The sequence below is a fragment of the Winogradskya consettensis genome (assembly GCF_018332715.1).
Lineage (GTDB): Bacteria > Actinomycetota > Actinomycetes > Mycobacteriales > Micromonosporaceae > Actinoplanes > Actinoplanes consettensis.
The window spans coordinates 18,607-45,331 of record NZ_BOQP01000036.1; the positions used below are offsets into that span (position 1 = coordinate 18,607).

The following is a 26,725-nucleotide window of genomic DNA, read 5'->3' on the forward strand; positions in this document are numbered from 1 at the left end:
GGTGACCGTACGCGAAGCAGCTGACCTGCTCCTGAAGGCCCGCAAGGTTGTCGTCTTCACCGGCGCGGGCGTCTCCGCGGAGAGCGGCATCCCCACGTTCCGGGATGCCCTCACCGGGCTCTGGGCGCGGTTCGACGCGCAGGCGCTGGCGACCCCGGAGGCGTTCGAGGCGGATCCGGCGCTGGTCTACGGCTGGTACGAGTGGCGCCGCACCGTCGTGGGCCGCGCCCGCCCGAACGCCGCGCACACCGCGATCGCGAAGATCGAGGCGGCGATCCCGGGCACGGTGGTGGTCACGCAGAACGTCGACGCGCTGCACGAGCAGGCCGGGTCGGTGTCCCCGATCCACCTCCACGGCAGCCTGTACGCGCCACGCTGCTCGTCCTGCGCCGAGCCCGCGACGCCGCCGGACGGTCCCGGCGACGAGCCCGCAGACGGCCGGCGCCTGACACCGCCGGCATGCGAGCACTGCGGCGCGCCGGTGCGTCCGGGTGTGGTGTGGTTCGGGGAGGCTCTGCCGATGGACGCGCTGGAGGCGGCCGTCGCGGCGGCGGCCGACTGCGATCTGCTGATCACCGTCGGCACGTCGGGGGTGGTCTACCCGGCTGCCGAGATTCCGCAGGTCGCGGCGCGGTTCGGGGCGCCCGTCATACAGGTCAACCCGCTGCCGACGCCGCTGGACGACATCTGCACGGTCAACCTGCGCGGCCCGGCCGCCGAGGTGTTGCCGGAGCTGGTGCTCAGCCTGCCACCGACGGCTGCTCGGTGACCGACCAGCTCTCGAGCAGTTTCAGCGCGTCCGCCGACGGGGTGCCCGGCTCGGCGCTGTAGGCGATCAGGGTCAGGCCCTCGGGCAGCTCCATGGCCTCGAACGACAGGTCGAGGGTGCCGATCACGGCGTGCCGCAGCCGCTTCACGCCATGGCTGTGCACATGCACGTCGTGCTCGGCCCACCAGGTGCGGAACTCGTCGCTGCGGGTGGAGAGCTCGCCGATGAGGTTGGAGAGCTCCCGGTCGTACGGGTTCTTGCCGGCCTGGATGCGCAGCGCCCCGGCGCAGTCGCGGGCGATACGTTCCCAGTCGACCCAGAACTGGCGGGCGCGGGGGTCGAGGAACGCGGAGCGTGCGGTGTTCGGCACGCCGGTCGCAGCGGCCCAGACCTCGGCGTAGAGCGCCCTGCCCAGGGGGTTGGCGGCGAGCACGTCGAAGCGGTTGTTGCGTACGTAAGCGGGCGTACCCATCGATTCCAGAATGCGGATCACCCCGGGGCGTACGCCGGACTGCGCGGGCCGCCGCCGCACGCGCCCGGGTGTGGTGTTCGCGGTGCGGGCCAGGTCGAGCAGGTGGGCGTGCTCGGTCTCGTCGAGCTGCAGCGCGCGGGCGACGGCGTCGAGCACGCTGTCGGAGACGCCGCTGAGGTTGCCGCGCTCGAGGCGGGTGTAGTACTCGACGCTGACCCCGGCCAGCATCGCGACCTCGCCCCGGCGCAGCCCGGTCACCCTGCGGTTGGTGCCCCAGGCGGGCAGCCCGGCCCGCTCCGGGGTGAGCCGGGCACGGCGCGAGCTGAGAAACGTACGTGTCTCCGAGCGGTTGTCCACGTCCTCCAGCCTAAGCAGGCCCGCGGGCAGGTGAGAGGTTCTGGTGTTACCCCCCGGGGTACCGGAGTTTCGCTTAGGTTCGATGGGTGGTCAGTCGTCGGGCGCTGCTGCGTGCGGGCGCCGTGGTGCCGCTGGCCGGGCTGGGTGCCGCGTGCTCCGGCGAGCCGGCCGAGTCGAAGGCCTTCAGCGCGCTGTGGTGCTGGCCCGGTGGCCTGAGCGAGAAGGTCGTCGCGGACGCGGTCACCACGTACGCCTCCCGCACCGATCTGAGCCCCAGAATCTTCGACGGTGACTATCTGTCCCAGATGTGGCCGCCGCTGGAGAAGGGCTCCGGGGTGCCGGCGATCGCCGGGATCAAGGGTGAGGACATCGCCTCGCTGCTGCCCCGCGCCGACCGGTTCGTCGATCTGAACAGCCTCGGCGCCCAGGACCTCGCCGACACGTACCTCGGCTGGAAGATGCAGCAGGGCAGCACCATCGACGGGCAGCAGATCGGCCTGCCCATCGACATCGGCCCGACCGCGATGTTCTACCGCTCCGACATCTTCGGCCGGGCGGGACTGCCGACGGAGCCGGATGCGGTGACCGCGCTCATGCCGACGTGGGACAAGTACCTGGATGCCGGGGAGAAGCTGCACAAGGCGCTGCCGGACGTGCACTGGCTGCGCAACGGCGCCGAGATCTTCTCCACGGCTATCGGGCAGGCCCGGCAGCGCTTCGTCGACGAGAGCAACCACTTCGTCGGGGACCAGCAGCACGTACGCGACGCGTGGCAGATCGCCGTGGAACTGATCGAGCGGGGGCTGAGCGCCGGGATCTCGCCCGACGAGCACGACAAGTGGGCCGCGGCGCTGACCGCGGGGAAGCTTGCCACCGAGACCGGCGCGGCGTGGCACTCGGCGGACATCGAGGAGGACGCGCCTGCCCAGATCGGGCTGTGGCGGGTGGCCGCTGGGCCGGCCGCCGGCGCCAACACCGGCGGTTCGTTCCTGGCGATCCCGGCGGCGGGTGCCGACCACGAGCTGTCGTTCGAGATCATCAAGTGGCTGCTGTCGGTGGACAACCAGGCCCGCAATTTCACCGACGCGGCGCTGTTCCCGGCCGCGCCGGCGGCGTACACGATGCCTGCCCTGACCGAACCGGACCCCTATTTCGGCGGGCAGGTGACGGTCGGGGTGTTCGGGGCGTCGGCCGAGAAGCTGCAACGCGCCTACGAGGCTCCCTCCGACGCGGGCATCGAGAAGCTGTATCTGAAGGAACTCGACGCGGTGGAGAAGGGCAGCCGGACCGGCGACCAGGGCTGGGCGGCAGCGGTGACCGCCGCCCGCACATACGCAGCCTCACAAGGCGTCAACTAGCAACTACCTTGAGTAATTCTCAGACCGGGCTGCCCCGAACCGATCAACCACCAGGAGGAGAGAGTCGGGAGAGCAGATGTCGTTGCAGTGGATGAAACGCCGGGCCGTCGCCCGCTGCGCCATCGCTGCTCTGCTGCTGGGCCTCGCCCTGCTCGCCGGGCTCGCCGTGCTGAGCAACCAGAGCGCCGCCCGCACCGCCACGACCGTCGCCGAACGCCAGCTGGTCAGCCAGCACTGGGGCAGCGCCAACCTGCACATCGGCGACGAGTACGACGTGCTCACCGACTACCTGCAGGTCGAGAGCGAATCCAACCAGATGCGGCTGACCGCGGTCATCGGCTCCGCGGCGGGTGACCTGCGCTGGCTCTACGCCCACGGCGGCAGCACCGACTCGCCCCGCGCGCAGGCGTTGCAGAACACCTACGACGGCTACAGCTACACCCTGCGCAACCTCGTCAGCTCTGATCGGACGATCTACAGCGCCCCGGTGGAGGCGGACCTGGCCCAGGCCGCCAAGAGCGCCACCACGCTGCGCAAACTCGCCGCCGAGAACGTCACGCGCAACGACCGCGAGATCAGCGAGGTGCTGGCGGCCAGCAAAACGGACGGCCGGCGCCTGCTGCACGCCGTCGAGGTCATCATCGCCGTCGACCTCGTCCTCGTCCTGGCCTGCGCATTCGTGCTGCTCACCTATCAGAACAGCACCGAACGGCAGGCCGCCGAGAACCGCTACCGCGCCTCGCACGACGGGCTGACCGGCATCGCCAACCGCGAACTGCTCACCGAACGCGTCCAGGCGGAGATCACCGTCGCCGACCGTACCGGTGAGGGCGTCGGCTTCTTCCTGCTCGACCTCAACCGCTTCAAGGAGGTCAACGACACCCTCGGGCACCACGCCGGGGACCTGCTGCTGCAGGAGGTCGCCCGCCGGCTCGCCGCGTCCGTACGCAAGGAGAGCCTGGTCGCCCGGCTCGGCGGCGACGAATTCGCCGTCCTGCTGCCCGGTGTCGCCTCCGCCGAGGACCTGGTCGCGATCGGTGACCGGGTGCTGGCCGGCCTCAACGGCGTCGCCGACCTCGACGGCGTCTCGGTGGACGTCAGCGCCAGCCTCGGCGCCGCGCTCTACCCGCACTCCAGCACCACCGCGGCGTCGCTGCTGCAGCACGCCGACGTCGCCATGTACGCGGCCAAACGCGGCCACCTCGGCATCAGCTACTACGACCCGGAAGCCGACGAGCACAGCTTCGAACGGCTCTCCGTCGTCGGGGAGCTGCGCCACGCCATCGAAGTCGGCGAGCTGGAGCTCTACTACCAGCCCAAGGTACGGATGTCCGACGGCCGGCTCTGCGGCGCGGAGTCCCTGGTCCGTTGGCGCCACCCCACCCGCGGCCTGCTCACCCCGGACAAGTTCATCCCCGCCGCCGAGCAGAGCGGGCTGATGAACCCGCTCACCGACGCCGTCCTGACCGCCGCCCTCGACCAGCAGACAAGGTGGCGTGCGGACGGGCTGACGCTGCCGATCGCCGTCAACGTCGGCGCGGCCTGCCTGCTCGACCTGGGCCTGCCCGCCCGCGTCGCCCGGCTGCTGGACCGTTTCGGGGCCGACGCCGCCGACCTGACCATCGAGATCACCGAAAGCGCCATGATCGCCGACCCCGCCCGGGCCACTGCGGTCCTGAGCGAGCTGCGCGCGCTCGGCATCAAACTGTCGATCGACGACTTCGGCACCGGCTACTCGTCGATGAGCTATCTGCAGACCATGCCGCTGGACGAGCTGAAGATCGACCGGCAGTTCACCACCAAACTCACCACCACCCCGAGCGGCCGCGCCATCATCGGCGCGATCATCGAACTCGCCCACGCCCTGGAACTCGACGTCGTGGTCGAGGGCGTCGAGGACCAGGAGACGTACGCGATCGCACAGGAACTCGGCTGCGAGATCGCCCAGGGCTACCTGCTCTCCCGCCCGCTACCCGCCGACGACTTCCGCACCTGGGCCACAGACCACGGCGCCGACGCGTACATGGGTAGCCAGGTCACCGCCGCCTGACCCCGTACGCGGCCGCACCCCCTCGACCGGGCGCGGTATCGTTCGCGCAGTTTCGGCAGCGTGTTGGGGGTGCCATGAGCGAGGTGCGAACAGACCGGGCCGGGCACACCCGCGAGCAGATCCTGACCGCAGCCGAGCGCCTCTTCGCCGAACAGGGCCTCTTCACCGTCTCCAACCGCCAGGTCAGCGAGGCCGCCGGCCAGGGCAACAACGCCGCCGTCGGCTACCACTTCGGCACGAAGACCGACCTGATCGGCGCCATCGTCCGCCGCCACCTCGAACCGGTGGAACAACTCCGCCGCCAGCTCGCCTTCCGCTACGACGGCAGCCAGAACCCCCGCGACTGGGTCACCTGCCTGGTCCAGCCCATCACCGACCACCTGGCCACCCTCGGCCACCCCTCCTGGTACGCCCGCTTCGCCGCCCAGGTCATGACCGACCCCCAGCACCGAGCGGTCATCGTCGACCAGGCCCTCAGCACCCCCACCATCACCACGGTCGTGGACAACCTCTTCCACTGCCTGCCCGGCCTGCCCGAGGACGCCCGCGCCACCCGGATGCCCATGCTGCGCAACCTGCTCGTCCACACCTGCGCGGAACAGGAACGCCTTCTCGCCGATCAAGCCGACGGAAACGACGTAGGCGACGGCCCCGGCGATCCGGTCGCGGTCTGGACCTCCACTGCGAACGCCCTGACCGACGCCCTGACCGGCATACTCCTCGCCCCGGTCACCCGCTGAGCTGGGCTGCGGGCGGCGCTGACCCAGCCCGCACTTCGTGAGGGTCGCGAGAGGGGGAAAGCGCGTCATGCACGTCGATTCGGTCAGGCAGGTGTCATCGGTTGCGAGCGCGGGCGCCATTCGCCGGCCAGGCGCAGACCACCGATCCCCGCAAGAAGATCGTGCGGATAGTGCACACCCAGGCGGCGCCAGAAATCGAAGAGCACGTCGGGGTCCGCGATCTCGCTCTGATCATTGGGAAACGCCTTCCCCACCGGCGACACGTCGTCCTCGTCCTCGTCCTCGACAACGCGGACGAAGTATGGGGAAATCTGCTCGATCGGCCGTCCGACCTCCGCTGCGACCAGATCCGGACGACCCGCGAAGCGTTCGATCTCAGCGGGGTCGTCGGTGAAGTAGTCCGGCACGGAGCAGAACTGGTCCAGAATCTTTCCGTCGCGCACGAGCCTGTGGTTCCAGAGATCGCCGTCGTAGACGTCGATGTCGCTGGCAAGGCAGTGCAGGTCGGCCGCGATCGCCTGGGCCAGGGCCGTGGCGCTGAACCAGTTCGGCCACAACACCACCGTCCAGCCGTCCACCGGGCGGAAGACCTGCAGCGCTTCGTTCTCCGGCGTCGCTGGACCGATCCGTTCAACCGAACAACCCCGGCCGATGAAGAACCTCTCGGCAGCTGCCAGAACGCCGTCGGCATCCTGCGTCCGGAAGGCCGAGACCGCCATAAATCCACCCATAACCGAACTCTAGCCCGATCTGCCCGCGACGCCTTACGACTGGGCAGTGCGCACAGCCGGGAACCTCCGGACGGGCCGCCTGCTGACGTGCGATGGCATCGGCATGCTCGCCCGGGTCACCCGTTGAGTCTCCTTCTGCGTTCGATGTGCGCGCCAGGCGGCGCTAACGTCGGCGTGTGGTCACCGATATCGAAACTTTTCAGGAGGCGTTGACGGCCAGCGGGCTGCCGCCGGTGCGCAGCGGGCGGCACGACCAGGGGGAATTCCGGGCCGGCATCGTGTCGCGTGACCTCGGATCGCTCAAGGTGATCGAGCTGGTCACGCCGGAGGGTGAGTGCTTCCGGGACGCGCGGTCCAGCCGCTCCGCTGACGAGGAGTGGTGGCAGATCGAGTTGATGGTGCGGGGGCGGGCGCGGGTCGAGCAGGGCCGTGGCGCCGCCGATCTCGGGCCGACCGATCTGGTTCTCGTCGATCCGGCGCGGCCGGTCCGGTTCGCCAGCAGCGCCTCCACACACGTGAGCATCCTGGTGCCCCGTAAGGAGTTGCGGCTCCGCGCGGGCGACGCTGCTCGCCTGGCCGGCGTACGCATCATGGGTGATCGTGGTCCGGGGGCCCTGGTGTCCTCGCTGGCGCGAGACATGGTCCGCTCGCTGAGTGGATTCCGGGTCGGCCAGGCGGAGCGGTCAGCCGCCGCGGTCATCGAACTGATCTCGGTGACGCTGGAAGCCCAGCTGGGTGGCGAGGCACGCCCGGGCCCCGACGAGGAACTGCGGGCCCGCATTCTCGGTTACATCGAGGCGCGGCTGTCCGACCGGGAGCTGGCCCCGGCCGTGCTCGCCTCGGCACACCACATTTCCGTACGCCGCCTGCACCGGCTCTTCGAGGATCAGCCGGCGTCGGTGGCGGCCCTCATCCGCCGGCGCAGGCTGGAGCGGTGCCGCGCTGATCTGGCGCGGGGTGATCGTACGGTCACGGCTGTCGCCGCGCGGTGGGGCTTCGCTGACCCGGCGTACTTCAGCCGGCTCTTCACGGCGACGTACGGCTACAACCCGATGGCGCTGAAGTCCGGTAACCGTGCGCCCGATGTCAAGGCGCCCGCCGCCGGGGCTGGTGAGGATGGAGGCCACAGAAACCCTGAAAGGTGATCATGGAACAGTCGATCGAGGCGATTAGCGCCATCCCCTTCCGGATGTACGAAGCGTGGAACCGCGGGGACACCGCCGGTTTCTTCGCCGACTTGGCCGAGGACGTCCTTTTCGCGGAGCTCGAGGGAACCATCTACCGGAGCCGCGCGGATGCGATCGCGGCTCACGAGGAGCTCCTCGGCACGGTGATGAAAGGCTCCCAGCTGGTTCGGGGCGAGGTGCACTTCGCCCGGATCGTCAGCCCCGGCACCGGCGTCGTGCACAGCCGCGTCGGGATCCTCATGCCCGGTGAGGACGAACCGCCGTCCACCCGCTTCTCCATGCAGCTCTTCGTCGTGGTGTGGCGGGACGACCGCTGGGTGGTCGCAGCCCTCGAGAACGCTCGTCTGCTCTCCCTCGCGAGCATGGCAGCCCTCGAGACTCTGGCCGGCGAATAGCCGAACCGCCGGCTGGTCAGCCGCTGGCGGGGGTCAGGGTTCGCAGGCGGTTGACGAGGGTGCGGACCTCGTGGAGGGCTGATGGGTCGCTGCGGCGGCCGGCGGTGTCGATAACGTCGGTGATGCCGGCGAGCATTTCGGCGGCCAGGTGGGGATCGCCGAGCTGGGTGATTGCCTGCGCTGCCAGCCAGTCACAGTACGCGGGGAGCACGCCGGCCAGCCGCAGCTGCTCGACCAGGACGAGGCAGGCCTTGTCGTAGCCGTTCGCCAGGAGGATCCGGGCTAGGCCGTCGGTGGCCTGCGACCATTCGGGCGTTTGCGGGAACAGCTCGCGCAACGTTTCGTACGTGTCGACGGCCTGTTGTTTGTGTTCGGCTGCGGCGCAGTCGCGGCCGATTTCGAGCAGGGTCCGGGCGATGCGCCTGCGATCGGCTGCCGGGCCCTGCGCGGCCAGTTCGTCGAGGGTGCGCTGGGCCAGGGCGAGGTTGCGCTCGGCTCGGCGGATGCGGTCGGCGTGGGTCGCGTGGCCGAGGTGGTGGAGTTGGATCACGTCGGCGGGGAGTTTCGCTTTCGGGGGCGGGGTCCCGTCCGGGCGTACCAGTCGCTCATGAACCCGGCCCGACCATTGCACGGCCCGCGGCCGATAGAGGCGGGTCTCGAATTGCCGGTACGGGCTGGCGTGATGCGCGTCGTCGACCTCGACCCGCAGCACGTCGCGGGTGGTGGCGAGCAGTTCACGCAGCCGTCCCGGGTCCGCGATGACCCGGTGGTCCGCGTCGAGGGCGAGGACCCACTCGGCGGTCTCGCCCCGGACGGCCTCGTTGCGGGCGGCGGCGAAGTCGTCGGTCCACGCGCCGTGGGTGACCACGGCACCGTGGCGGGCGGCGATCTCCGGGGTGCCGTCCTGCGAGCCGGTGTCGTGCACCCGGATCACATCCGCCACACCGGCAAGGGAATCCAGACAGGCGGGGAGCATCTCCGCCTCGTCCCGGACGATCACGACAGCAGCGAGGAGCAATCCGGTCACTTTTTCCTGTTCGGCCGGTTGCTCCCCGCCCTGAGCGGCACTGGTCGCGGAGGATGGCAGCAAGCGCTCAGAGGTCGCCGAGACTCTTCACCCCCGCTGCCTTGACGAGCTCGTCGCGGGTCTCCGGGCAGGTCTGCACGGCCTGGGCGTCGAGCACGTCGCCGTCCAGCTGGTCCAGATGGTCGCCGTAGAGGTCGGCGATGCCCATGGTCAGCTGCGCCATCGCCCCGATCTCGGAACCCTGCTTCCTGACCCCGGGAAGTTCCTTCTTGAGGTACGCACAGAGCTCGTCAGCCGAAATGGGCGCGTTCGCCACGTCAACGCCGTCGTCCTTGGCCACCGCGGCCTTGTCCCCCGCCACCGCGCCACCGCCACCGGCGTCCGTGCCGCACCCGGTCAACGCCAGCGCCGCCACCGCGGTCACACCCACCACAACAGCTCGAATTCTCATGTCATCACTGCACCCGACCGCGCTTAAGAACGACTAAAGAGCATGCCATCGATAGACTTCGCCGGGTGACGGGCGAACGGCATCTCGACTGGGCAGGGTGCCTCAACATCCGCGACCTCGGCAACCTGCCGACCGCGGACGGAGGCGTCACCCGTTGGGGTGCGGTGGTGCGCGCGGACAGCCTCGACCGGCTCACGCCGCAGGGCTGGGCCGCGCTGCACGCCCACGGCATCCGGACCGTGGTCGACCTGCGCGAGGATGACGAACGCTCGCTGACGGCCGACCGGCCGGCCGGTGTCACCGTCGTTCACGTCCCGCTCGATGACAACGCGGACACCGGCTTCTGGTACCGCTGCATCGATGACGACATCGACGGCACCCCGCTCTACTACCGGCCGTTCCTCACGCACAAGGCAGAGCGCTGCGCCGCGGCCCTCACCGCGGTCGCCCGGGCCGAGCCCGGCGGTGTGGTCATCCACTGCGGAATCGGCCGTGACCGTACGGGCCTGGTCGCGCTCCTTCTCCTCGCCCTCGCCGGCGTCGACTCACCGTCGATCGCCGCCGACTACGAACTGAGCGAGGAACGCCTCCGCCGCCATTTCGACGATGCCCCGATCGCCGCCCGCCTGGCCACCCGCGGCACCACCATCACCGCCGTCCTGCAGGAGCTTCTCGCCACCATCGACATAGAGAAACTCCTGCGGGAAGCGGGCCTGACCGACGAGACCTTGCGGGCCGTACGCGGCCGGCTTCTTGCTTAGCGTTTACGGCCCGCGGCCAGGGCGACGAGGAACTGCCCACCGCCCGGTTCGACGCTCGCGGTGACCGGCAGCCCGGGCGCCAGCCGCGAGAACCGGTCGACCAGCCAGTCCGCGGCCTCCTGCGCGTCCTTCTTGCCCGGGCACCGTGCGACCAGCTCACGCCCGCCCTTACGCTCGAGCCGATCGGCAACGGTGATCAGCGGCGCCGGCTCCACGACGTTCAACCGATCGGGCCAGGCGATCACTACCTTGACCGCCCCCTTGCGCGTGTTGCACGCCCGATGGGCGAGCCGCTCAGGGATCTTGGCCTTCTTGTCCGCTGTCCGGCTGTCAACGCTCGGCCCCCGCGGATCGTTCACCGACATGTCCGCGTCAACGGGCTCATCACAGACCCAGCACCGCCAGCCGTCACGCACAGCCACATCATCAAGAAGACTCATCCCAGCAACCTATCCCGCTATGACCGGCAGGATGAGGCCGCCGGGGCTCAGCAGAGCGATCCGGTGTCAGCGCGGCATGCGGGCGATGACGTCATCCCAAATGCCTTCGGGCCAGTCGTGGCCGACGCCCGGGTATTCCACGAACTGCGCGCCGGGGATCTGGGCGGCCAGGTCACGGCCGGCGCGCGGCTTGAGCATCGGATCGTCGGCGCCTGAGACGACCAGGGTGGGCGCGGTTATACCGGACAGCGGCGGCAGCTTCACGGCTCGGCCGGCGGCGAGGTGCCGCTGGGTGGTGCGCGGGTCACGTGGCGCGCGGGTGTGGCTGAGCGTCGCCGCTTCGCGGATCCAATTCTCCGGGAACGGGTACCCGGGCGAGGCCTGCACCCGGTTGATCGCGACAAGATTGTCGATCTCCTGCTCGGGCGTGGTCGCCTTGGGAAGCTTACGGAATGCGCGGAAGACGCCGAGCTTGAGATAGCTCAGGCTCCGCAGAACTCCCGCGGTGGCCGGGCTGCTCATGCAGAGCGTGAGTCCGCGGACCCGCCCGGGGTGCAGCAGCGCCATGGCCTGCGCGATCGCCGACGTGCCGCCCAGGACGTGAGCTCCGGGCCAGCCGAGGGTGTCCATCACCGCGAGCCCGTCGGCGGCCATGTCGGCGATCGTGTAGAGGGGACGGGTGCCGCCGAGCAGCGCACGCCACGGGCTGCCGTCCGCCGGCTGCGGGTAATGGGTGGACAGGCCGGTGTCCCGGTTGTCGTAGCGGACTACGTGATAGCCCGCTTCGACGAGGCGCTCGCAGAACGCGTCGGGCCACCAGACCATCTGATAGTCCAGTCCCAGAACCAGCAGCAGCGGCTCACCGGCCGTGCCGAAGGTCTCGTAAGCGATCTTGACGTCCCCGTTCACGGCGTACTCGATGCCCATGCCGACCTCCCGGAAATTTTATAATGCGATCGCATGGTAACGCTCAGCACGCATCCGAGGCAATGCGTTCGCATGAGATAGATTCGGCGGGTGCCCAAGCAGGTCGATCACGAACAGCGCCGCCGCCTCCTGTCCGAAGCGGTCTTCGCCGTCATCAGCACGCGAGGGTTCGAAGCAGTGAGCCTGCGTGACGTCGCCGAGCAGGCCGGCGTCTCGATGGGCACCGTGCAGCATTACTTCCCCACCAAGCAGCAGATGCTGTCGTTCGCGCTGGCTCACATGCGCGAACGCGTCATGAACCGGCTTCAGGCCGCCGTCGCCGCTCTGCGTGAGCCCACCCGCCGCGATCTCCTGCGTGCCGCCACCGCGGTGATGCTCCCGGTCGACCCGGCCGGCCGCGAAGAAGCCTGTGTGAACATCGCGTTCTTCTCCGCCGCGACTGTCACGCCGACGTATGCCGAGCAGCTTCGCGACGGATACGGACGCATCCTCAGGGTGTCGGTCGCCAACTTCCGCGAGGCGTCCCGGTTGAACGAATTACGCGACGGAGTCGATCCCGACGTGGCGGCACCTACGCTCTATTTCCTCACCCAGGGCCTGGTAGGGCCGATTCTCGTCGGCCTCTACAGTCCGGCCGAGGCACTGACCCTCATCGATACCCACCTCGACCGGGTGTTTCGTCCGGCCTCGATCCACTCATCGCCATGAGACTCCCCAGGACGTCGCCGAACAGCATCCGGTCCGGGCTTCTCATGAGGTCAAAGTACGCCGTGCCGGCCGACGGCGTCGCCCACCTCGGTCCTCGACGAGACGCCGAGCTTGCGCAGGATGTTCGAGACGTGGACCGCGGCGGTTTTGGGGGAGATGTAGAGGCGGCGGGCCAGGTCCGTGTTGGTGAGGCCGTCGCTGATCAGTACGGCGACCTCGCGCTCGCGCGGTGTCAGCGCGGCCAGGCCGGTGACCGCGGGTTCGGCGTCGGCAGGAGCCATGCCGAGCCGGGCGCGTACGTGGTCGAGTTGCGCCACCCGCCAGCCGCGCCACCCGGCCAGGAGCAAGCCGGCAGCTTCCGCCTGGGCGGCCGCTTCCTCGCGGCGGTCGGTGGCGAGCAGGCAGTGGGCGGCACCGACCCGGGCCGTGCCGCGCGTCGCCGGGGCAAGGGTATGTGCGTCCACGATGGATAGGTACCCGGTCAGCGCCTCGGCGTGGCGGCCGTGCGCCGACGCGAGCTGGGCCTCGACCAGCGTCCGGTAGGCGTCCCACGTGTGTGGGTCGAGCAGTGCGGCGGCCATCTGGTCGAGGCGGTGTGCGGGCAGGCCGGCCTCGAGCGCGGCGGAGATCAGGTCGTGGGCGTGGTCGCCGGCGCGCCAGGTCTGCTCCTGCAGGGCGGTGAGGAACTCGTCCAGGATCGTCTCGGCGAGCGGGGGGTCACCGCGGCGGCAGGCGAGGTGAAACGTGAGGCCGGGAATGGCGCTCGGCGGGTTGTGGGGCAGTGTCGCGAGGTCGGCGATGACCTGTTCGACGCGGTCCAGCTCGCCGGCCTCCAGGTAGAGCCCGGCCAGGAAGAAGCCGTGGTAGTCGGCCCAGCGACCGCGTCGCCGGTAGCTGCGGTCCTGCTCGCGTCCCTCCTCCAGGGCGGCGATCGCGGCGCGCAGGTCGCCGGCCCACATGGCGAGCCGGGCGCGGCCCTGGAAGTACGTCGCCACGGAGAGGGATTCGAAGCCTGCGCGTTCGGCGTCGACGCGCATCCGTTCCAGGGTTTCGGCGTGCTCGGCCTGCGAGGTCGGTGGCTCGCCGTGCACGAGGACGTTGAGGGCGCGGGCGGCCAGCACCCACTCCCCCGCCTCCTCGGCCTCGTCGACGAGGCCGGCGAGGATTGTGCGTCCCGTGGCGGCGGTGGTCGGCCGCTCGATGAGTGCGGAACCCTTCTCGACCAGCGCTGCCAGGCGTACGGACGGCAGGTTGAACTTCTCAGCCAGCACCAAAGCCCGGTCGGACCAGAGCACCGACGCCTCGGGTTCGTCGCGGAAGTAGGTCGACTGGGCGATGGCGGTCATCGCGCGGGCCTGCTCGGCGCCGGGCGGGAGCTGCGCGATCAGCGTCTCGATCTCCTGCGTCAGCGTCTGCATCTCGCCGGTCTCGCGGGACTCCCAGGCGATGCGGACCAGCAGGTACAGCGACTCGGCGCGGTCGGTGGTGGTGCCGGCGAGGTCCCGCCAGCGCCGGCCGTAGCGCAGCGCGTCGTCCAGCAGCCCGGCCAGCCACGCCGCGCGGGCCGCGGAGGCCAGCAGGCCGGTGTCGTCGGGCTGCTCGTCGAGGCCCATCTCGGCGAGCTGCAGGGCCTGGTACGCGGAGCCGATCGACAGGTAGAGCACGGCACCCCGGCGGGCGGCGGCGACCAGGTCGTCGTACCGTCCGGCGCCTCGCGCGTGATGCGCGACCATCGCCGGGTCGGAGTCCTTTTTCAGCAGTACGTCGAGCGCGATCTCGTGCAGCCTGCGGCGCTGGCGTCCGAGCATCTGGTCGGCGATCGCCTCGCGCACCAGCGCGTGCCGGAACGCGAACTCGTCCTCACCGGACTCGAGCAGCACACCCCGGGTCACCAGGTCGCGCAGCACCGCGATCAGCTCGTCCTCCCCCGCACCGGTCACCTCGGCCAGCAGGTCGAACGGGATGCGATGGCCAAGCACGGTCGCCGCCTCGACGATGCGGTGGCTGACGGGGTCGAGATCGTCGACCTGCCGGCGCAGCACGTCCGCGAGGCTCCACGGCAACGGCTGCTCGACGAGCGCCTCCACGTCGTACCCCGGAAGGGCCCGCAGCAGTTCCTCCAGGAAGAACGGGTTGCCGCCGGTGCGGTGGTGCAGCGCGGTCGCCGCACGCAACGGCGCCGGACCGCCGGTCGCGGCCGCCAGCATGGCCGCGGTCTGCGCAGGCGTGAGCCGGTCGAGGCGCACGTGGGTGACGGCATGCCGCCGCTCCATCTGGGCGAGCAGCCCGGCCACCGGCCGGCGTCGGGAAACCTCGTCCGATCGGTACGTCCCGACGAGCAGCCGCGGCCCCCGCCGGTCAGCGATCCGCTCGAACAGCGCCGCGCTCTCCGAGTCGACCCAGTGCAGATCCTCGAAGACGATCACCGCCGGGGAGTCGCCGACCAGCTCGGTCAGGATCGCGAGCCCGGTGTGCAACCGCTCGACCGGGCTGCGCTGCGGGTCCGCGAGCGCCGCCAACTGCGCGTCGTCGACCTCAGGATGACCGTCGACGGCGTCGAGGAGCACCTCGTACGGCCGCGACAGCGACCCGGGCTCCGCCCGCCCGACCAGCACCACCGTTTCGGCCGGCAGCCCCGCCAGCAACTCCTGCACCAGCCGCGTCTTCCCGATCCCCGGCTCCCCCGCGATGATCGCCACCGCGGGCTCGTGCGAGGCGGCGAGCTGCGTCAGCCGGCGCAGCTCGCTCTCGCGGCCGATCATCATCGGGCTGGCACCGCCGCGGATGTTTCGCACGGCGCCAGGGTACCGGCGCGCTGCTGACGAACGGCCGGGTCTTTCCCGGCCCGGCGCACCCGCCGGGCCAGGTTCAGCAGCCTGCGCTGGTCGGCCTCGACGATCAGCGCGCGGTGGTGCTCGTTCGCCAGCGCCAGCATCATGTCCGGGTGAAGCAACATTGTGTGTCTCCCTCATCGGCAGGTGATGTATCGATCCTCTGCCGCGAGGGGGGCGGTCACATCGGAAGCGTTTGCCTATCTTCGCTGGTCAGCGAGGTTTAGGCCGGGCCGGCAGGCGTCTAGGTATACCTAGGCTTGCTGGTGCCAGGAGCGCCACAGGGCCGCGTACGTGCCGCCGGCCGCGACGAGTTCGTCGTGCGTGCCGAGTTCGCTCACCGTGCCGGCATCCATCACAGCGACCCGGTCGGCGTCGTGCGCGGTCTGCAGGCGGTGGGCGATCGCGATGACGGTACGGCCTTCGAGCACCGCGGCGAGCGCGTGCTCGGTGTGACGTGCCGACGCCGGGTCCAGCAGCGCGGTCGCCTCGTCCAGGATGACCGTGTGCGGGTCGGCGAGGATGACCCGGGCCAGCGCGAGCTGCTGTGCCTGCGCGCCGTCGAGAGTCTGCGCGTCACCTCCGACCAGGGTGTCGAGGTCGCCGGCCCACTGCGCTCCGACCGTGTCGAGGGCCGCACGCAGGTGCGCATCGGTTGCCCCGGGGCATGCGATGAGCAGATTGCCGCGGATCGAGTCGTGGAAGACGTGGTACTCCTGCGTCACGAGGACGACCTGCTCCCGCAGCCGTTCGGGCCCGAGGTCCGCGATCGGCACGCCGCCGACGGTGACCGTACCGGTACGCGGCCGGTCGATGCCGGCAAGCAGACGCCCGAGCGTCGACTTACCCGCGCCGGAGGCGCCGACGACCGCGAGCCGCTCACCGGGCCGCACCGTGAGGTCGATGCCGTGCAGCACGTCCCTTGCCTCTACCTGGCTTTCCCACCGCGGGGAAGGTCGGCGGCCCTGGTCATAGGCGTACCGGACGTCTGTGACGGCGATGCGGTCGTCGGCCGGTTCGGCATCCGTCACCGGACCGGGCTCGGCGAGAACGGCCAGACCTTCGACGCGCGCGAACGAGGCGCTGCTGCTCTGCAGCTCCTCGATCCACATCAGCACGACTTCCAGCGGCGCGATCAGTTGGCGCAGGTAGAGCGCGGCCGCGACGACCGTACCGATATCCGATCGATGATAGAAGGCGCCACCGATCAGCAGCACGGCGGCGACCGGGAGGATGGCGGAGATGTCAACCGCCGGATACAGCACGGTACGCAGCCCGAGCGTCCGCAGCCGTGCCCGCCGTGACCCGGCGACCGCCTCGTCGACGGCGGTGATGCGGCGCCGTGCCAGCGACAGTGTCTCCACCGTCCGGGCTCCGGCGGCGGTCGCGGTCAGCTCCTCGGCGAGAATCGAGCTGGCGGCACCCTCGTCGAGGTAGGCCGCACGGGCACGCCGCAGATACCAACGGGCCGCCACCCAGGTGCCGGCGAGGCTGACAACGCCACATGCCCCGAGAATCGGGTCCAGCAGCACCACCGCGACGATGATGACCAGCACCTGCACCAACGAGATCAGGACGTCGGGCATGGCGTCGCGCAGCGTGGAGGCCACGGTCGAGACGTCGGTGGTGGCGCGGGCGGTCAGATCGCCGGCCGATGCCCGCTCGACAGCGACAGCGGGCAACGCGAGCGTACGGTCGAGAAACTCCTCGCGGACCCGTGCCGCTGTCCGCTCTCCGAACCGGAACGCCACCAGCCGCGCGTAGCGGGTGAGCACCATCGACACGGCCGCCATCGCGAGGATCACCACGGCGATCCGGTCGACGGTCCCGACCGCGGCGTGCCGTTGTGCGGTGTCGTGCGCGCCGGTGATGGCGTTGAGCATCCGCCCCAGCAGCCACGGCCCGAGCAGACCGGCGCTCGCGGCGAGCCCGTTCAGCGCGAGCACGACGGCGACCGGACCACGCTCCGGCCTGACCAACCGGCCGGCGGCGCGCCACACCTGACGGGAATCGGCGACCGGCATCGTCATCGCAACGCCTCCGTGGCGTCGCCGGCGGTACGCGCCACCACGGTGCGGTAGCCCGAGTGGCCGGCAAGCAGATCGCAGTGCGTCCCGGCAGCGGCGACCACGCCGTCGACCAGGAACACCACCCGGTCGACCCGCCCGAGGATCAGCGGCGACGTCGTCGTGACCACGGTGGTGCGACCCGAACGGGCACGTCGCAGCCCGTCGATCATCGCGGCCTCGGTGTGCGCGTCGACGGCCGACGTCGGTTCCACCGCGAGCAGTATCTCCGGATCGGCGAGCAGTGCGCGGACCAGGCGCACCCGCTGCCGTTGACCGCCGGAAAGGTTCACGGCCTGGCCACGGATCCGCGCGTCCAGGCCATCGTGCAGCCCCTCCACCACGTCCCTCGCCGCCGCGGCATCCACCGCGGTCATCACACGATCATCATCAGCTCCACCCAGGACATCCCTGAAGACCCCGGCGAACAGGTACGCGTCGTTGTCCGCGACCACGATCCGGCGCCGGAGTTCCTCTCCGTCGATCGCGTCGAGCCGCACGCCACCCCAGGTCGCCTCCGAGCTCGCGAATCCGCCGAGGCGCTCGATGACGGCAGCGGGCTCGGCCGTGCGTGCGGCGACGAGTGCCACGAACTCCCCGGGCGCGATCCGGGCGCCGGACACCGGGTCGTGCAGCTCCGACGGATCGAGCGGTGCCGTGCCGGTGCCGGCCGTACGACCCGGTGTCAGATTGAGGAAACGCACGATGCGGCTCGCCGCCACCAGCGCCCGGCTGAGCGACTCCCCTGCTTCGATGAACTGGAACACAGGGATGACCAGAAGCCCGGCGTACCCGTAGACGGCCACCAGTTCGCCCGGCTGGATCGTCCCCTGCGCGGCCATCCGCGCCGCGATCCACGTCACGACCGCGAGGAACACCGCGGGCAGACCGACGCCACACGCCGCGATCCAGCTGGACACCGCGCCGAGGCGATACCCCTCGGCCCGCAGCACGGCCGAGCCCGCCCGATAGCGCCGCGCGAAGACGTCCTTGCCGCCGAGCCCGCTGAGCACACGCAACCCGGCAACGACATCGACGATCTGCGCGGTCGTGACACCCTGCTGCTGCCGGTACGCGGCCCCGGTGTGGTTCAGCCGTCTGAGCAGCGGCCCGACCACGCCCGCCAGGATCGGCACGCCGGCCAGGACGATGACCGCCGGCAGCGGCGAGATCGTGAAGAGCAGAACCGCGACGACCCCGTACGCAACCAGGGCCCCGAAACCCGGACCGGTCATCGTCAACGCCCCGGCAACCGCCCCGACATCACCGATCCCGATCGTGACCACCTCACCACTGGTCACCTGCCGCGCCAGGGTCGCCCCGAGCACGGTGGCATGCCGGTTGACCGCGGTCACGGTGCGAAAGGCGCCATCCATCCGGACACGGGTCATGGTCCGATGCCGCATGATCGACAGGTACGCGGTGAGCACGCCCACCCCGACCAGCGCGGCAACCCATTCGACCAGCCGCCCGTAATCACCGGGGATGAGGCCCTGATCAACCGCCTCGGACAACAGCCACGGCGGAACGATCAACCCGATCATCCAGGTGGTGCCGAGGAACGCCCCCGCCACAATGCGTGCGGGCTGACATCGCGCCAGCCACAGGAGGTACCGGCCGGGCGTACGAATGTCGTTGAGCCGGGGCGGGGCGTACGTCTCGACCATGCGGAAGCCTACCGCCCTCAGGCACTGCTCCAGGATCGGGTGGACAGCACCAGGCGGTACCCGTCGGGGTCCTCTACGGTGACGCCCCATCGATCCCAGTACTGACCTTGGGAAACCCGTCGGCCACCGTGCTCCTCGAGCCGGGCCATCAGGGATTCGTCCACCGGCCCGGCCAGGTAGATCACGAGCAGATCCTCAATGGTCGGTGTGGGCGGGACTGTCAGCTGCGGGCCGCCGACCAGTTCCAGATGCCAAGCGGCATCGGTGCCGCAGGGTCGATCATCAACCAGCTCCTTCCTCGTGACCGGTGGCCACTGTCCTCGTTGAACCCTGATTGAGGTCAATGGGGATACTGGCGCGGGATGCGGGGTGAGATCTCCTCGCGGAACGCGGTGATTCGCCGGGTCACCTGCGGCCGCCCCCATGTGTTCTCGATCCGGTCGAGATAGAGGCAGCGGGCGGCGAGTTTGTCCAGGTCGACCGTGAAGTACATCGCCATCAACGGATTCACGAACAAAGTGCTGCCGTGGGTACGCCGGGTGAAGTTGATGTCTCCGAAGGCGCCGGCGGTGGCCGCGGCGATCTGGCCGTGGACGATGCTGGGGCGGTCCGGGGTCGCGGCCTGGGCGTGGGCGACCGCCTCCCGATAGAGCTCGGCCTCGCCACTGTCGCCCGGGATCGACAGAGCGCCCAGGTAGCCGCCGTCGCGGTCGAGGGCGGCGAGGTTCTCCAGGACCTCGACGTGGTTGACGCCGTCGTGGGCGTCGATGCCGAAACCCAGGCTGGTGACCAGTTTTACCGGGACGTCGAGGCCGGCGACCGCGGCGAGGCTGGTGATGTCCTCGACCGGGGTGCCGAGGTTGCTCTCGTCGCCGCGCAGGAGGATGTCGGTGCCGCCGTCGACGAGGACCACCGCGTCGATGTGCAACGTTTCGATCAGGTGGCGGTAGGCGTCGCGCAGTCGTTCGACGCCCAGCGGCGGGAACGCGTACACCGTGGAGGGCAGGTTTTTGGATGCCAGCCAGCGGGCGAGTGTCCGTTCGGGGAAGTACCAGTCGGTGCTGGTCGTGGCCGGGGTGACGGCGGCGACGTTCTCCGCGATCCAGTCCGCGCGGTCGAGCAGGACGAGCTCGGAGAAGGACAGGCTCGCGAGGTGCACCTGCGCGCCGTTGTCCGACAGGGCGAGGGCGAGCGGCAGTCCGGCGTACACGTCGAATCCGCCGCCCGCACCGGCGATCAGAATGTTGCGTGCCGGGGCGAGGGCGGCGAACAATGGCGGGACGATCAAGGATCCTGGCACTGGGCCAAGCTACAAGGCCGAACTACAAGGCCGAACTACAAGGCCGAACTACAAGGACAGCAGCAGATCCCGGACCGCGGCGGGCTGGGACAGGAACGGGTGGTGGCCCGCGTCGAGCTCGAGGACCCGGCCGGCCCGCTGAGCGTATTCGCGTTGCAGGCGCGCGGGCGTGCCCAGATCCTGTGCGCACACCAGATAGGTCGAGGGGATGTCATGCCAGGCCGCGGCCCCCACGGGCTGGCCGGTCACCTGCACGCTCTGCCGCGCGAGATGATCCGCCGCCTGCGACTGGACGTCGGTGTCGCAATCCTGCAGGAAAGAGTCCACCAGCAGCTCCGGGCGAACCCCGAACGTCCCGGCCGCGGAATCGACGTCCAGGAACGGAGCCGGGCCGCCATCACCGAAATCGGACAGACTCTGCCCCACCTCCGGCAGATAACTGGAGATCAACAGCAAATGCCGCACGGAGGGTACGCCCGAAGCAGCCGCCGCCGTGACGATGCCCCCGTAACTGTGCGCGACCACGATCGTCGGCTCGTCACTGTCCGCCAGCACCTGACGCACCGCGGCGACATCCTCGGCCAGCCCCGGTCCACCGGCGCCTCCCGGCACACCCGCCTCCCCACAGCTCGGCAGCCCCGGCGTCACGCTCTCGTCCCGCAGGAGCCCCGCCACGCGGTGCCACCACCACGCCCCATCCCGTACGCAGGCCCCGTGCACGAATACGACTCTCATCGCGACCTCCACATCTGCCGTTTAGTTCAACGGTAGACGTACTCGCAGTTACGTGAAAAAGTGCGTCGATGGGCCGTCAACCACAACCCGAGATCAAGCAACGGCTGCTCGACGCGTGCACCGACCACGCCCTCGCCCACGGCCTGCCCGACAAGCTCGAACCGTTCGCCACCGCCACGGGCACCTCGACCCGCATGCTGATCTACCACTTCACCACCCGCGACGTCCTGTTACGCGCCGTGCTAGAGCGCGCCAGGCAACGCCAGCTCACCACGTTCGGTGACCTGTTACGCGGGCGACCCGGTCAGCCGTACCCCGTCACGCTCGCGAATGCCTGGACGTTCATGACCGGTCCCGAGGGCCAGCCCTATCTCCGAATGTTCGGGCAGTGGCGCGACGGCGCGGCACAACAACTGCTACCCGACTTCCGCCGGGCCGCGACGACTGACTGGCTCGGACCGCTCGAGGACGGCCTGCGCAGTATCGATCAGTCCGGGCGCGCCACCCTGGTCCTCGCGGTCATCCGCGGACTACTCATGGACCTCGACGCCACGGGCGACAGTGTCCGTACGAACAAAGCTTTCGCCGACTTCCTGAACACATTTGTGCAGTGAAGGCGGGTGATTCTGACGGCCTCCGATGGTTCCGGCCCACTTTTCGTGATGGATTCAGACCCACTCTACGGTTCACTTGACGCTGAATACAGGATCGGATGTACCGTCGAGACATGGAGACCGAGACATGGAGACAGTGACCCACGGCCAGGTCCTCGCCCGCTTCGGCCACGCCCTGTCGGACGCCACCCGGGCCCGGTTGCTGCTCGCCCTGCGCGAGGCGCCCGGCTACCCGGCCGAGCTGGCGGACCTGCTCGGCGTCACCCGGCAGAACCTGTCCAACCACCTGGCCTGCCTGCGCGGCTGCGGTCTGGTCGTCGCGGTCCCGGAAGGCCGGCGGACGCGCTACGAGCTCACCGATACCCGTATCCGGCATGCCCTCGACGACCTGCTGGGCCTCGTCCTGGCCGTCGACCCGGTTGCTTGCCCCGACGCCGCCGACAAGGATTGCTGCTGATGAGCCTGCCGCTGATCCCCCTGGCCCCCGCCGGGCCGGCCCCGCAGCGCCGGTCCCAGCTCGCCCGTCGGATTCGGTTGCTGGTCGCCGCGACCATCACCTACAACGTGATCGAGGCCGCCATCGCGATCAGCGCCGGCACCGCCGCGGGCTCGACCGCGCTGATCGGGTTCGGCCTCGACTCGGTCATCGAGGTGTCCTCGGCTGCCGCGGTCGCCTGGCAGTTCACCGGCACCGACCCCGAGAGCCGAGAGAAGACCGCGCTGCGGATCATCGCGATGTCGTTCTTCGCGCTCGCCGCCTACGTCACCGTCGAATCGGCGCGTGCGCTGCTCGGCGGCGCCGAAGCCGCTCACTCCACCGTCGGGATCGTCCTCGCGGCGGTGTCGTTGGCGGTCATGCCCGGACTGTCATACGCCCAGCGCCGCGCCGGCCGCGAGCTCGGCTCCCGCACCGCGGTCGCCGATTCGAAACAGACGCTGCTCTGTACTTACCTGTCCGCGGTGCTGCTCATCGGGCTGCTGGTCAACGGCCTATTCGGGTGGAGCTGGGCCGACCCGATCGCCGCTCTGGTCATCGCCGCCGTCGCGATCAAGGAAGGCCGTGAGGCCTGGCACGGCGACGCCTGCTGCGCACCCGGCCCGCTTGCCGCCACCACGAAGAGCGCTGCGCCTGGCTGCGACGACGACTGCTGCACCGGCGAGCGATGACCGGACGGCCGCGGAGGGGTTGACCAGCGCGGTCCTGATCGCCCTGCTCACGACCGGATTCGGGCACTTCGGGACCGGCCGCCCCGGGTGGGCCTGTGTCGGTCGCCGGTTCTCCTCCCTGGCCGTCAGCGGCAGGACCACGCGGGACCCTGCGGTCAGTCGGTTGCCTCTGCTGCCTCGTGGAGGGTGCCGTTGAGCAAGCGAGCCGTCCAGCTGTGTGACTTGTAGAGCCACGTCGGGTCCGCGGACTCGGTGGCCGCAAGCCAGGCGAAGGCGCGATCCAGCCCACCTCCGGTGGTGAGCGCGGCGTGTGCCTCGGCGCGGACTCCGCTCGGCACTGCGTGGAGCGCGAGCACGCAGCGTGAAAGCTCGGGAGTTCCGCGGGTCCGGTAGTAGGAGGTGTTACCCATGTCGCGGTACCGGGTAGCCCTCAGCAGAATCGGATCGGTCGCGGAGCCTCCTTGCATCGTGAAGTCCAGCGACAGCAGATGCACACCGGCGACGCGCAGTGCCGCCTCGACGACCGTCCGCCCGACCGGGTAGGACCAACCGGCCTGCAACCTGTCGCGGTCGTAGGTGTCCCACGGCCCGTCCGTCACCTACGTGACTGTACCGCCGGCCAGCGGCCGCAACTGGCCATCGGCCTGTCCGTCCCCGGCGTGACCGCACTGGCGGGCGGCGGGCGTTTGGCCGTCCGTCGCCGCGCGACTGCACCGGCGGGCGGCGGACCGGCAGGGCGAATTCAGGCGCGGCGCAGGCGGCGGATCGGGGGGATGAGTAGTAGCGACGCGCATACCGCGGCTGTGACGGCGGTGGCGAGGAAGAGCAGGTCGCGTGGGGCGATGATGGAGGACACCGGGCCTGCGAGCGCCTGGCCGACCGCGACGCCGGAGACCGAGCCCGCCACTTCGTAGGCCGTGACGCGGTTGAGGACGTCCGGGGCGACGAGGGTCTGGACGCTGGTGGACCACATCACCGACCAGAACGCCCATGCCGTACCGCCGATCAGGTGGCCGGCCATCAGGCCTGGCAGCGGCAGGGCGAGCGCGATCGACAACGGCAGGCAGACGAACCCGGTCAGCGCGATCGCCCCCGCGGCCAAGGGGTGGGCCGGGCGGAAGCGGATCGCGATGAGGCCGCCGAAGACCGTGCCGGTGCCCATGGCGGCCATGGCCCAGCCGTATGCGGCCTCGCCGAGGCGGTCGCCGATCTGCTGGGAGCCGAGCGGGATGAGCGGGCCGAACACGATCAGGCCGAAGAACACCCAGATCACGATCACCGACCACATCCACGTACGGGAGCGGAACTCAGCCCACCCCCGGCGGAGGTCCCGCAGCACCGTGGCGGTGTGGTCGCGGGGTAGGACGACCGGGGCGTAGCGCAGCAGGGCCAGGCAGGTGGCGCTGGCCAGAAACGTTGCGGCGTCGAAGGTGTAGACCGTGCCGGGGCCGGTGAGGGCCATCATCAGCCCGGCCAGGACGGGGCCGCCCAGCTGGGTGGCGGCGTCGCCGATCTTCAGGGTGCCGTTGGCGCGCTGGGGGTCCCGGGCGACCAGGGGCACCATGCCGTTCACGCCGGGCTGGAACATCGCGGCGGCCGTGCCGGCCAGCGCTGACGTGAGCAGGAGCAGCCACAGCGGCGGCGTTCCGGTGAAGAAGGCGACCGCGACGACCGTCTGGGTGACCACCCGGACCAGGTCGGCGCCGACCATCATCGTGCGGGCGCCGATCCGGTCGGCGAACACTCCGCCGAACACGATGAGCAGGACGAACGGGGTCGTCCAGACGGCAAGAACGTACCCGACGCCGGAAACGCCGTAGACCGCGCCGACGGCCAGCGCGGTGGCCACCGGCATCATGGCGTCGCCGAGCAGCGAGACCGCGCGGGCCGCGAAATACAGGGTGAAGTCCCTGGTCCAGAGCGTTGGCCGGGTGGCGAGAGCGGACTGCATGATCAGCAATTCTGGTCGTCGCACCACCCGCCCGCAGGCGCCCTGCCGGACATCGCTGGGTACATTCCTGCCATGCGTGAACGCGTGGTCGCCCTGGTCGGGCCGACGCTGGAGATGTACCCGGTGACCTGTGCGTCGGCGGTGTTCGGCTATCACGGCCCCGACATCGCCCACCGGTACGGATTCCGGCTGTGCACCGAGCGGCCGGGCTCCGTCCGTACCACCATGGGCTTCGACATCGTGGTGGACGACGGCCTGGAGGCGCTCGCCGAGGCCGACACCGTCCTGATCGCGGGTTGGTGTCCCGGACCGGAAGTGCCCGCGGCGGTCGGCGATGCGGTCAGAAACGCTCATTCTCGTGGCGCGCGGATTGTCGCTGTCTGTTCGGGTGTCTACGTCCCGGCGAGCCTGGGACTGCTCGACGGGCGTGTGGCCGCGGTCCATTGGGAGCTCACGGGTGTGCTCGGGCGGCAATACCCGAAGATCCAGGCCGACGCGACAATTTTGTACGCCGACCACGGCGACGTTGCGACCGCCGGCGCCTCGGCCACCACCATCGACCTGTGCCTCAACCAGGTACGGCGGGACCACGGCGCGGCGCTCGCCATGCGGATCGGACGGCAACTGTCCGCCGCGCCGCACCGGGAGGGCCACCAGCGACAGTTTCCGTCACTGCCGACAACCGGCCCGGTGCCCGATTCGATCGCTCCGCTGCTCGACTGGATCGCCGCGAACCTGCACACCCCGCTCACCATCGACGCCATGTCCGCCAGGGCCGGTGTCTCACCGCGCACTCTGAACCGCTACTTCGTCGAACAGCTCGGCACATCGCCGGGCCGGTGGCTGCTCGACCGGCGGATCGCGAGCACCCGCGCCCTGCTGGAGGAGACCGATCTACCGGTCGAGACGATCGCCGAGCGGGTCGGCCTCTCCTCCGCGGTGAACCTGCGCCGCCGTTTCCGTCATGCGTTGCAGACGACGCCGGGCGCCTATCGGCGTACGTTCCGGGCCTCTTTTTAGAGCGCGTCCCGGGCGTCCTTTTCAGAACGTCAGGACCAGGCGGCCGCGGAATCCGCCTGCCTCGACCCGGCGGTGTGCTTCGGCGGCTTCCTCAGCGGGGAGCACACCCGCGACCCGCGGGGTGAGCGCTCCGGCTTCGACGGCCTGGCGCAGTGCGTCGAGTTTTTCCTGCGAGTGATAGTCGTCGTAGACCCAGGCGGCCTCGTAGCGGATCCCCCGGGTGGGCTCGCCTTTCCAGCGGCGCAGAGAGACGAACACACCACCGTCGCGTACGGCGGGTAGCACCGTTTCGTGCAGCAGAGCGGTGTCCGCCAGGGCGTCCACGCCGTCGGGGAAGACGGCGCGGATCCGGGCCGCAGCGTTGTCGCCCCGCTCGATGAGGTGGTCCGGCCTGAGGACCATGTCCTCGGGTGCCGCGTCCGCGATCACGATCAGGCCCCGCATCTTGGCGAGCTGGACCAGGTAGGTACCGACCATTCCCGCTGCTCCGGTCACAGCGATGCTCTGGCCGGGCTTCAGCGCGGCGAGTTCCAGGATCTGGGTCGCGGTGAGGCCGTTCATCGGCAGGGTGCAGGCCTGCTCGAACGACGTTCCCGCGGGTATGCGGGCGATGGAGTCGTCCGGGGCGATGAGGTACTCGGCGTACGCGCCGCCGTGCTCGGACATCGGGATGGCCAGGGCCATGACCTCGTCGCCGAGCTGCCACGTGCTGCCCTCGCCGAGCTCGTCGATCACGCCGGCCGCTTCCGCGCCGGGGATGTGCGGCGGGGGTCCGTCGCCGACCCCGAGCAGGCCTGTGCGCCGGGAGATGTCGGTCGGGTTGACGGCCGCTGCCCGGACCCGGACCCGGACCTCGCCGGGGCCGGGATGCGGATCGGGGAGGTCGTGGACGCCGAGCACCTCCGGGCCCCCGAACTCGATGAATCCGATTGCTTTCACCGGCGTACCCTCCCGCGCTCATTTCCAACGTAATCGTTGGAGTTGAACCGAGCGTACGACGG

At 70.1% G+C, this 26,725-nt stretch carries 27 protein-coding genes and 1 pseudogene; 12 read left to right on the forward strand and 16 right to left on the reverse strand.

The genetic code is table 11. The features are described from left to right. Position 1 precedes the first annotated feature (1 nt). Positions 2-769 carry an SIR2 family NAD-dependent protein deacylase gene (locus Aco04nite_RS31315; protein WP_213000843.1) on the forward strand — a complete coding sequence of 256 codons (768 nt, stop codon included), beginning with the start codon at positions 2-4 and terminating at the stop codon, positions 767-769. On the opposite strand, the gene Aco04nite_RS31320 is transcribed toward Aco04nite_RS31315, so the two are convergent. Next, entirely contained in the window at positions 741-1,598 is an 858-nt protein-coding gene (locus tag Aco04nite_RS31320) for a helix-turn-helix transcriptional regulator (RefSeq protein ID WP_213000844.1), read from the reverse strand. The genes Aco04nite_RS31315 and Aco04nite_RS31320 overlap by 29 nt on opposite strands. Before the next feature lie 86 nt (positions 1,599-1,684). On the opposite strand from Aco04nite_RS31320, the gene Aco04nite_RS31325 reads away from it, so the two are divergent. From Aco04nite_RS31325 to Aco04nite_RS31335, 3 genes are all read left to right on the forward strand, one after another. Then, complete coding sequence (locus tag Aco04nite_RS31325) at positions 1,685-2,956, forward strand: extracellular solute-binding protein (RefSeq protein ID WP_213000845.1); 1,272 nt, start codon at positions 1,685-1,687, stop codon at positions 2,954-2,956. Between the two features lie 76 nt (positions 2,957-3,032). Then, complete coding sequence (locus Aco04nite_RS31330) at positions 3,033-5,006, forward strand: putative bifunctional diguanylate cyclase/phosphodiesterase (protein WP_213000846.1); 1,974 nt, start codon at positions 3,033-3,035, stop codon at positions 5,004-5,006. Positions 5,007-5,080: 74 nt separating this feature from the next. Further along, on the forward strand, positions 5,081-5,746 hold the full coding sequence (locus Aco04nite_RS31335) for a TetR/AcrR family transcriptional regulator (RefSeq protein WP_213000847.1): 666 nt from the start codon (positions 5,081-5,083) through the stop codon (positions 5,744-5,746). A gap of 83 nt (positions 5,747-5,829) precedes the next feature. On the opposite strand, the gene Aco04nite_RS31340 is transcribed toward Aco04nite_RS31335, so the two are convergent. Then, positions 5,830-6,465: a hypothetical protein gene (locus tag Aco04nite_RS31340; protein ID WP_213000848.1), complete on the reverse strand. Its 636-nt coding sequence runs from the start codon at positions 6,463-6,465 to the stop codon at positions 5,830-5,832. A gap of 188 nt (positions 6,466-6,653) precedes the next feature. Between Aco04nite_RS31340 and Aco04nite_RS31345 the strand changes: the two genes are divergently transcribed. Further along, complete coding sequence (locus Aco04nite_RS31345; protein ID WP_213000849.1) at positions 6,654-7,622, forward strand: helix-turn-helix domain-containing protein; 969 nt, start codon at positions 6,654-6,656, stop codon at positions 7,620-7,622. Positions 7,623-7,624: 2 nt separating this feature from the next. Then, complete coding sequence (locus Aco04nite_RS31350; protein ID WP_213000850.1) at positions 7,625-8,059, forward strand: SgcJ/EcaC family oxidoreductase; 435 nt, start codon at positions 7,625-7,627, stop codon at positions 8,057-8,059. 16 nt (positions 8,060-8,075) lie between these two features. Here the strand turns inward: Aco04nite_RS31350 and Aco04nite_RS31355 are convergent, their stop codons facing one another. Together Aco04nite_RS31355 and Aco04nite_RS31360 are read right to left on the reverse strand one after the other, a co-directional pair. Beyond that, the gene (locus Aco04nite_RS31355; protein ID WP_213000851.1) at positions 8,076-9,086 is read right to left on the reverse strand and encodes a glycosyltransferase; all 1,011 of its coding nucleotides are present in this window, start codon (positions 9,084-9,086) and stop codon (positions 8,076-8,078) included. 67 nt (positions 9,087-9,153) lie between these two features. After that, positions 9,154-9,537, reverse strand: coding sequence for a hypothetical protein (locus Aco04nite_RS31360; protein WP_213000852.1), 384 nt, complete (start codon positions 9,535-9,537; stop codon positions 9,154-9,156). A gap of 65 nt (positions 9,538-9,602) precedes the next feature. Between Aco04nite_RS31360 and Aco04nite_RS31365 the strand changes: the two genes are divergently transcribed. Further along, on the forward strand, positions 9,603-10,298 hold the full coding sequence (locus Aco04nite_RS31365; RefSeq protein ID WP_213000853.1) for a tyrosine-protein phosphatase: 696 nt from the start codon (positions 9,603-9,605) through the stop codon (positions 10,296-10,298). Here Aco04nite_RS31365 and Aco04nite_RS31370 read toward each other — a convergent pair. Further along, positions 10,295-10,738, reverse strand: coding sequence for a hypothetical protein (locus tag Aco04nite_RS31370; RefSeq protein ID WP_213000854.1), 444 nt, complete (start codon positions 10,736-10,738; stop codon positions 10,295-10,297). The two genes, Aco04nite_RS31365 and Aco04nite_RS31370, sit on opposite strands and share 4 nt — an antisense overlap. A gap of 66 nt (positions 10,739-10,804) precedes the next feature. Continuing rightward, complete coding sequence (locus tag Aco04nite_RS31375; protein WP_213000855.1) at positions 10,805-11,665, reverse strand: alpha/beta fold hydrolase; 861 nt, start codon at positions 11,663-11,665, stop codon at positions 10,805-10,807. A gap of 90 nt (positions 11,666-11,755) precedes the next feature. Here Aco04nite_RS31375 and Aco04nite_RS31380 point away from each other — a divergent pair, with 90 nt between their 5' ends. Next, positions 11,756-12,373 carry a TetR/AcrR family transcriptional regulator gene (locus Aco04nite_RS31380; RefSeq protein ID WP_213000856.1) on the forward strand — a complete coding sequence of 206 codons (618 nt, stop codon included), beginning with the start codon at positions 11,756-11,758 and terminating at the stop codon, positions 12,371-12,373. Between the two features lie 50 nt (positions 12,374-12,423). Here Aco04nite_RS31380 and Aco04nite_RS31385 read toward each other — a convergent pair whose 3' ends face one another. The 7 genes and pseudogenes from Aco04nite_RS31385 to Aco04nite_RS31415 all read right to left on the reverse strand — a co-directional run bounded on the left by Aco04nite_RS31385 (position 12,424) and on the right by Aco04nite_RS31415 (position 20,972). Beyond that, positions 12,424-15,168 (reverse strand): helix-turn-helix transcriptional regulator, encoded by a 2,745-nt coding sequence (locus Aco04nite_RS31385; protein WP_244876428.1) that lies wholly within the window; start codon positions 15,166-15,168, stop codon positions 12,424-12,426. Continuing rightward, a complete protein-coding gene (locus tag Aco04nite_RS31390) occupies positions 15,135-15,329 on the reverse strand; it encodes a hypothetical protein (protein WP_213000857.1) in 195 nt (64 codons plus the stop codon). Before Aco04nite_RS31390 ends, Aco04nite_RS31385 begins: the two co-directional genes overlap by 34 nt. Positions 15,330-15,458: 129 nt before the next feature. Continuing rightward, positions 15,459-17,234, reverse strand: a complete 1,776-nt coding sequence (locus Aco04nite_RS31395; protein ID WP_213000858.1) for an ABC transporter ATP-binding protein — start codon at positions 17,232-17,234, stop codon at positions 15,459-15,461. Continuing rightward, positions 17,231-18,847: an ABC transporter transmembrane domain-containing protein gene (locus Aco04nite_RS31400; protein WP_213000981.1), complete on the reverse strand. Its 1,617-nt coding sequence runs from the start codon at positions 18,845-18,847 to the stop codon at positions 17,231-17,233. The genes Aco04nite_RS31395 and Aco04nite_RS31400 overlap by 4 nt, the downstream gene beginning before the upstream one ends. Before the next feature lie 107 nt (positions 18,848-18,954). Then, positions 18,955-19,200 (reverse strand): annotated as a pseudogene (locus Aco04nite_RS31405) (VOC family protein); the annotation flags it as partial. A gap of 77 nt (positions 19,201-19,277) precedes the next feature. Then, positions 19,278-20,237, reverse strand: coding sequence for a DUF1152 domain-containing protein (locus Aco04nite_RS31410; RefSeq protein WP_213000859.1), 960 nt, complete (start codon positions 20,235-20,237; stop codon positions 19,278-19,280). Positions 20,238-20,285: 48 nt separating this feature from the next. Then, positions 20,286-20,972 carry an alpha/beta fold hydrolase gene (locus tag Aco04nite_RS31415; protein ID WP_213000860.1) on the reverse strand — a complete coding sequence of 229 codons (687 nt, stop codon included), beginning with the start codon at positions 20,970-20,972 and terminating at the stop codon, positions 20,286-20,288. Positions 20,973-21,040: 68 nt separating this feature from the next. Here Aco04nite_RS31415 and Aco04nite_RS31420 point away from each other — a divergent pair, with 68 nt between their 5' ends. The 3 genes from Aco04nite_RS31420 (at position 21,041) to Aco04nite_RS31430 (ending at position 22,753) form a co-directional block, all read left to right on the forward strand. Next, complete coding sequence (locus Aco04nite_RS31420; protein ID WP_213000861.1) at positions 21,041-21,586, forward strand: TetR/AcrR family transcriptional regulator; 546 nt, start codon at positions 21,041-21,043, stop codon at positions 21,584-21,586. A gap of 127 nt (positions 21,587-21,713) precedes the next feature. Continuing rightward, positions 21,714-22,043, forward strand: coding sequence for an ArsR/SmtB family transcription factor (locus tag Aco04nite_RS31425; protein ID WP_213000862.1), 330 nt, complete (start codon positions 21,714-21,716; stop codon positions 22,041-22,043). Beyond that, the gene (locus Aco04nite_RS31430) at positions 22,043-22,753 is read left to right on the forward strand and encodes a cation efflux transmembrane domain-containing protein (RefSeq protein ID WP_213000863.1); all 711 of its coding nucleotides are present in this window, start codon (positions 22,043-22,045) and stop codon (positions 22,751-22,753) included. Before Aco04nite_RS31425 ends, Aco04nite_RS31430 begins: the two co-directional genes overlap by 1 nt. Positions 22,754-22,908: 155 nt before the next feature. Here the strand turns inward: Aco04nite_RS31430 and Aco04nite_RS31435 are convergent, their stop codons facing one another. Together Aco04nite_RS31435 and Aco04nite_RS31440 are read right to left on the reverse strand one after the other, a co-directional pair. After that, positions 22,909-23,352: a hypothetical protein gene (locus Aco04nite_RS31435; RefSeq protein WP_213000864.1), complete on the reverse strand. Its 444-nt coding sequence runs from the start codon at positions 23,350-23,352 to the stop codon at positions 22,909-22,911. Between the two features lie 143 nt (positions 23,353-23,495). After that, a complete protein-coding gene (locus tag Aco04nite_RS31440; RefSeq protein ID WP_213000865.1) occupies positions 23,496-24,704 on the reverse strand; it encodes an MFS transporter in 1,209 nt (402 codons plus the stop codon). 72 nt (positions 24,705-24,776) lie between these two features. Here Aco04nite_RS31440 and Aco04nite_RS31445 point away from each other — a divergent pair, with 72 nt between their 5' ends. Further along, positions 24,777-25,724: a GlxA family transcriptional regulator gene (locus Aco04nite_RS31445; protein WP_213000866.1), complete on the forward strand. Its 948-nt coding sequence runs from the start codon at positions 24,777-24,779 to the stop codon at positions 25,722-25,724. A 21-nt stretch (positions 25,725-25,745) separates the two neighbouring features. Here Aco04nite_RS31445 and Aco04nite_RS31450 read toward each other — a convergent pair whose 3' ends face one another. Then, positions 25,746-26,663, reverse strand: a complete 918-nt coding sequence (locus tag Aco04nite_RS31450; protein ID WP_213000867.1) for an NADP-dependent oxidoreductase — start codon at positions 26,661-26,663, stop codon at positions 25,746-25,748. Between the last annotated feature and the right edge of the window lie 62 nt (positions 26,664-26,725).

Coding starts and splice junctions, on each gene's coding strand:
- Aco04nite_RS31330 (WP_213000846.1), top strand. CDS start 3,033: ATGTCGTTGCAGTGGATGAAACGCCGGGCCGTCGCCCGCTGCGCCATC.
- Aco04nite_RS31335 (WP_213000847.1), top strand. CDS start 5,081: ATGAGCGAGGTGCGAACAGACCGGGCCGGGCACACCCGCGAGCAGATC.
- Aco04nite_RS31340 (WP_213000848.1), bottom strand. CDS start 6,465: ATGGCGGTCTCGGCCTTCCGGACGCAGGATGCCGACGGCGTTCTGGCA.
- Aco04nite_RS31350 (WP_213000850.1), top strand. CDS start 7,625: ATGGAACAGTCGATCGAGGCGATTAGCGCCATCCCCTTCCGGATGTAC.
- Aco04nite_RS31360 (WP_213000852.1), bottom strand. CDS start 9,537: ATGAGAATTCGAGCTGTTGTGGTGGGTGTGACCGCGGTGGCGGCGCTG.
- Aco04nite_RS31370 (WP_213000854.1), bottom strand. CDS start 10,738: ATGAGTCTTCTTGATGATGTGGCTGTGCGTGACGGCTGGCGGTGCTGG.
- Aco04nite_RS31375 (WP_213000855.1), bottom strand. CDS start 11,665: ATGGGCATCGAGTACGCCGTGAACGGGGACGTCAAGATCGCTTACGAG.
- Aco04nite_RS31390 (WP_213000857.1), bottom strand. CDS start 15,329: ATGTTGCTTCACCCGGACATGATGCTGGCGCTGGCGAACGAGCACCAC.
- Aco04nite_RS31395 (WP_213000858.1), bottom strand. CDS start 17,234: ATGACGATGCCGGTCGCCGATTCCCGTCAGGTGTGGCGCGCCGCCGGC.
- Aco04nite_RS31415 (WP_213000860.1), bottom strand. CDS start 20,972: ATGAGAGTCGTATTCGTGCACGGGGCCTGCGTACGGGATGGGGCGTGG.
- Aco04nite_RS31420 (WP_213000861.1), top strand. CDS start 21,041: ATGGGCCGTCAACCACAACCCGAGATCAAGCAACGGCTGCTCGACGCG.
- Aco04nite_RS31425 (WP_213000862.1), top strand. CDS start 21,714: ATGGAGACAGTGACCCACGGCCAGGTCCTCGCCCGCTTCGGCCACGCC.
- Aco04nite_RS31430 (WP_213000863.1), top strand. CDS start 22,043: ATGAGCCTGCCGCTGATCCCCCTGGCCCCCGCCGGGCCGGCCCCGCAG.
- Aco04nite_RS31440 (WP_213000865.1), bottom strand. CDS start 24,704: ATGCAGTCCGCTCTCGCCACCCGGCCAACGCTCTGGACCAGGGACTTC.
- Aco04nite_RS31445 (WP_213000866.1), top strand. CDS start 24,777: ATGCGTGAACGCGTGGTCGCCCTGGTCGGGCCGACGCTGGAGATGTAC.